Below are 4,413 nucleotides of genomic sequence, written 5' to 3' on the forward strand. Positions count from 1 at the left end.
GCAGCCGGTGAGGGCGGCGAGGGCCACGGCGAGGACGGCCGCGCCCGCCGGCACGGCCGTGCGGCTCACGGGCCGGCTCCGTGGCGCAGCTGCCGGCGCGCCGCGTAGCCGGCCAGGCCGACGGCGATCAGCAGCGTGGTGCCGTTGAACATCGGCGTGACCCAGAACCGGGCGCCGAGCTGGCCGATGCCCGCGAGGCCGATGGCGAGGACGGTGACGGCGACGAGCGTGCCCGGGGCGTTGGCGCGGCCGGGCCGGATCGCGGTGGAGCCGAGCAGCGCGCCGACGAAGGCGGGCAGCAGGTAGTCCATGCCGACGCTGGGGTTGCCGGTCTGCTGCTGCGCGGCGAGCAGCACCCCGGCGACGCCGACGACCAGACCGGACGCGGTGAAGGCGCCGGTCACGTAGCGTCGCGAGGGAATGCCCACCAGGTCGGCGGCGCGCGGGTTGGAGCCGATGACGTACAGGTACCGGCCCAGCGGCAGCCGCTCCAGGAGCAGCCACAGCACGGCGGTGAGGGCGAGCACGTAGAACGCGGAGACCGGCAGGCCGAGGAACCGGGAGTCGTAGAGCGCGGTGAAGCCGGCCGGCAGGCCGCCCGGGCCGGGGACGATCCGGGCCCCGCCGGTGATCCAGCCGGTGAAGGCGTACATGATGCTGCCGGTGCCGAGCGTGGCGATGAAGGAGTCGATCCGCGCGAACTCCACGACGGCGCCGTTGACGGCCCCGACGGCCGCACCGCCGAGGACCACCACGAGGCAGGCGGCCGGCCACGGCCAGTGGCCGGCGACGAGGAGCCGCATCGCCACGACGTGCGCGAGCCCGAGGCCGTAGCCGATGGACAGGTCGAACTTGCCGGTGGCGATGGGGATCGTCGCGCCCAGCGCGAGCATCGCGGGGATCGAGTGGTTGGACAGGACGGCGGAGATGTTGTCCAGGGTGGGGAAGGTGTCCGGCAGGGCGAGCGAGAAGGCCACGAACAGCAGGACGGTGAGGGCCAGGAGGCCGTAGGCGCCGACGAGGTGACCGATCCGGTGCCGGACCGGGTGGCTGCTGGGGGGCGTCATCGTCACAGCGCCCCGGTGAGGGGGGCCATGGCCGAGGCCGCGCGGGTGAGCGCGGTGACGGTGAGGGCTTCGCCGCTCAGCTCCGTGGTCGCCTTCCCGCGGACGAACACCAGGGCGCGGTGGCACACGCCGGCGACCTCCTCGAAGTCGGTGGAGATGAGCAGCACGGCGAGGCCGTCGGCCAGCGCGTGCTGCAGCAGGTGGTAGATCGCCGCCTTGGCGCCGACGTCCACCCCGGCGGTCGGCTCCTCCAGGATCAGCAGGTTCCGGTGCGGCCCGAGCCACCGGCCGATCATGACCTTCTGCTGGTTCCCGCCGGACAGGGTGGCGATCGGCACCTCGCTGTCCGGCGGGCGCACGGCGAACCGTTCCATGAGGAGGCCGGCCTCGGCGCGTTCGCGCCAGGGGCTGATCCAGTGGGCGCTCCGCAGCCCGCCGGCCCGGGGGTTGGCCAGGAAGTTCTCCCGTACGGTCAGTTCCGCCGCGCAGCCCTCCTCCAGCCGGTTGCTCGTGACGAAGCCGACGCCGGCGTCCACCGCGGCGGTGACCGTGCCGGGCCGGTAGGGCCGGCCGTCGAGCAGGGCGCTCCCGCCCAGCAGGGGGCGGGCGCCGGCGAGGGCGCGGCCCAGCTCCATGTGCCCGGCGCCGGTGAGGCCGACCATGCCGAGGATCTCGCCGGCGCGCAGTTCCAGGCTGACCGGCCCGGTGCTCTCCGTCCGCACGCCGTCCAGGCTGAGGACGGCCGGTCCGGCGGCGGGGGCGGTGAGCGCGTAGCCGCGCGGCTCGTGGCCCACGATGTCGTGCACGAGCCGGGCCGGGGGGTAGCCGGCGACCGGGCCGTGGCTGACGATGCGGCCGTCGCGCAGGACGGCGAAGGCGTCGGCGACCTTGAACACCTCGTCGATCCGGTGGGTGACGAAGACGACGGCGTGCCCGCGGTCGCGCAGGGTGTGCAGGACGTCGAAGAGCCGGGCGCAGTCGGCCGCCGGGAGGCTGGCGGTCGGCTCGTCCAGGACGATGAGCCCGGCCCGGGTGCACAAGGCGCGCGCGATGGCCACCAGGGAGCGCTCGGCACGGCCGAGGCCGGAGACGACGGCGTCCGGGTCGAGGTGGGCGGCGACGATGCCCAGGGCCTCGGTGCACTGCCGGCGGGTGCGCCGCCAGGACACCAGCCCCGCGCGGCGGGCGTACCCGGTGCCCAGCGCGATGTTCTCGGCGACGGTCATCCAGCCGACCAGCCCGAGGTCCTGGTGGATGAAGGACATGGCGCGGGAGGCCGCCTCGGTGCCGAGCGGGTGCCCGTTGACGGTCACCTCGCCCGCGTCCGCGCGGTGGACGCCCGCGAGCACCTTGATGAGGGTGGACTTCCCCGCGCCGTTGGGGCCGAGCAGGGCCAGGACGCTGCCGCGGTCGATGTCGAGGTCGACCGCGTCGAGCGCGCGCGTGCCGCCGAACCGCTTGCCGAGCCCGCGGATGCGGACGAGGGGCTGGGAGTTCGGCACGTTCGTCATGTTACGACCCCTTTCGCCCCGGATCCCGGATGGGCCGTCAGATGGCGGGGATGTCGTCGAGGTCGATCCGCAGCGCGGCGGGCCCGGCCTTGCCTCCCGGCACCTCCAGCGCGCACTCCGCCCAGATGACCTTGCCCTCCGGGGTGTAGCGGGTGCCCCAGGACTGGGAGAGCCGGGCGACGAGGAACAGGCCGCGGCCGCCCTCGTCCGTGTCCGCCGCGTGGCGCAGGTGCGGGGAGGTGCTGCTGGTGTCGGCGACCTCGCAGGTCAGGGCGCGGTCGTAGAGCAGGCGCACCTGGATGGGGCCGGAGCCGTACCGGATCGCGTTGGTGACCAGCTCGCTGAGCAGCAGCTCGGCGGCGAAGGCCGTCTCCTCCAGCCCCCATTCGGCCAGCCGGCGGGTGACGGCGGCGCGGACGGAGGAGACCAGCGCCGGGTCGGTGGGCAGGTCCCAGGTGGCGATGCGCTCCGGGTCCAGGGTGTGGGTGCGGGCCACCAGCAGGGCGATGTCGTCGTCCGGGTGGCTGGGAACCACGGCCTCCAGGACGGCGCGGCAGGTGTCCTCGGGCGGGCGGTTCGCGTGCGACAGCGCCCGGCGCAGGTCCTCCATGGCCGTGTCGAAGTCGCGCCGGCGGTCCTCGATCAGCCCGTCGGTGTAGAGGACCAGCTGGCTGCCCTCGGGCAGCAGGAACTCCGCGGTCTCGAAGGGGAGGCCGCCCAGCCCCAGCGGGGGACCGGCGGGCAGCTCGGGGAAGGTGACGATGCCGTCGGGGCGCACCAGTGCGGGCGGCGGGTGCCCGGCCCGGGCCATGGCGCACTCCTGCGTGGTGGGGTCGTAGATGACGTACAGGCAGGTCGCGCCGATGATGCCGGGGATGCCGGCGCAGGCGTCGCCGCCGCCCTCCTCGCGGTCGAGGCGCCCGACGAGGTTGTCGAGGTGGGTGAGGACCTCGTCCGGCGGCAGGTCCAGCTCGGCGAAGTTGCGCGCGGCGGTGCGCAGCCGGCCCATGGTGGCGGCGGCGTGCAGCCCGTGGCCCACGACGTCGCCGACCACGAGGGCCACGCGGGCGCTGGAGAGGGGGATGACGTCGAACCAGTCGCCGCCGACGCCGGACTCGGCGGGCAGGTAGCGGTGCGCGACCTCCACGGCGTTCTGCTCGGGGAAGCCTTGCGGCAGCAGGCTGTGCTGCAGGGCGAGGACCATCGCGTGCTCGCGCGTGTAGCGGCGGGCGTTGTCGATGCAGATGGCGGCCCGCGTGGTGAGCTCCTGCGCCAGCGAGCGGTCGTCGTCGCCGAAGGGGGCGGGGTCCCGCGCCCGGTAGAAGCTCGCGATGCCCAGGGCGATGCCGCGCGCGAGCAGCGGGACGGCGATGAGGGAGTGGACGTTGTGCGCGAGGATGCGCTGGGCGGCCACGGGGTCCTGGGAGACCCAGCCCGGGGCGTCCCGCAGGTCGGGTTCCAGGACGGTCCGCCTGCTGGTCAGGCAGCGGAGCTGCGGCGTGGTCGGCTGCAGGTGGACGCGCTCGCCGACGGGGTAGAAGGGGCAGTCCCCGCGGAAGCCGTGGACCACCGTGCGGTGGAGGCCCTTGGTGGGGTCGGCCGGCTCGTCACCGCGCAGCACCGCCTCGGGGAGGTCGATGGTGACGAAGTCGGCCAGGCGCGGCACGGCCATCTCGGCGAGCTCGCGGGCGGTGCGGCTCACGTCCATAGGGCGTCACGTTCTCCATCCTGCCCACGGCCCTCGGCGAGACGCTGCTGCAGCTCGCGCCGGACGCCCAGCCGCCGCTGCGCCACCTGCTCATGGGCGGCGACGTGATGCGCACCCGGCCGCGGGC

General features: G+C 74.9%; 3 protein-coding genes. All 3 read right to left on the reverse strand.

Features of this window, described 5'->3' with window-relative positions; all coding sequences use genetic code 11:
- Window positions 1-65 precede the first annotated feature (65 nt).
- Genes B7P34_RS35165 through B7P34_RS35175 form a run of 3 tightly spaced genes read right to left on the reverse strand, consistent with a single transcriptional unit; the run spans window position 66 to window position 4,280 of the window.
- The gene (locus B7P34_RS35165) at window positions 66-1,067 is read right to left on the reverse strand and encodes an ABC transporter permease (RefSeq protein ID WP_106682193.1); all 1,002 of its coding nucleotides are present in this window, start codon (window positions 1,065-1,067) and stop codon (window positions 66-68) included.
- A 2-nt stretch (window positions 1,068-1,069) separates the two neighbouring features.
- Entirely contained in the window at window positions 1,070-2,578 is a 1,509-nt protein-coding gene (locus B7P34_RS35170) for a sugar ABC transporter ATP-binding protein (protein ID WP_106682194.1), read from the reverse strand.
- Between the two features lie 37 nt (window positions 2,579-2,615).
- Window positions 2,616-4,280, reverse strand: a complete 1,665-nt coding sequence (locus tag B7P34_RS35175; RefSeq protein ID WP_223268571.1) for an ATP-binding SpoIIE family protein phosphatase — start codon at window positions 4,278-4,280, stop codon at window positions 2,616-2,618.
- Window positions 4,281-4,413 lie beyond the last annotated feature (133 nt).

Source organism: Streptosporangium nondiastaticum (genome assembly GCF_003011965.1).
GTDB lineage: Bacteria > Actinomycetota > Actinomycetes > Streptomycetales > Streptomycetaceae > Streptomyces > Streptomyces nondiastaticus.

Coding starts and splice junctions, on each gene's coding strand:
- B7P34_RS35165 (WP_106682193.1), bottom strand. CDS start 1,067: ATGACGCCCCCCAGCAGCCACCCGGTCCGGCACCGGATCGGTCACCTC.
- B7P34_RS35170 (WP_106682194.1), bottom strand. CDS start 2,578: ATGACGAACGTGCCGAACTCCCAGCCCCTCGTCCGCATCCGCGGGCTC.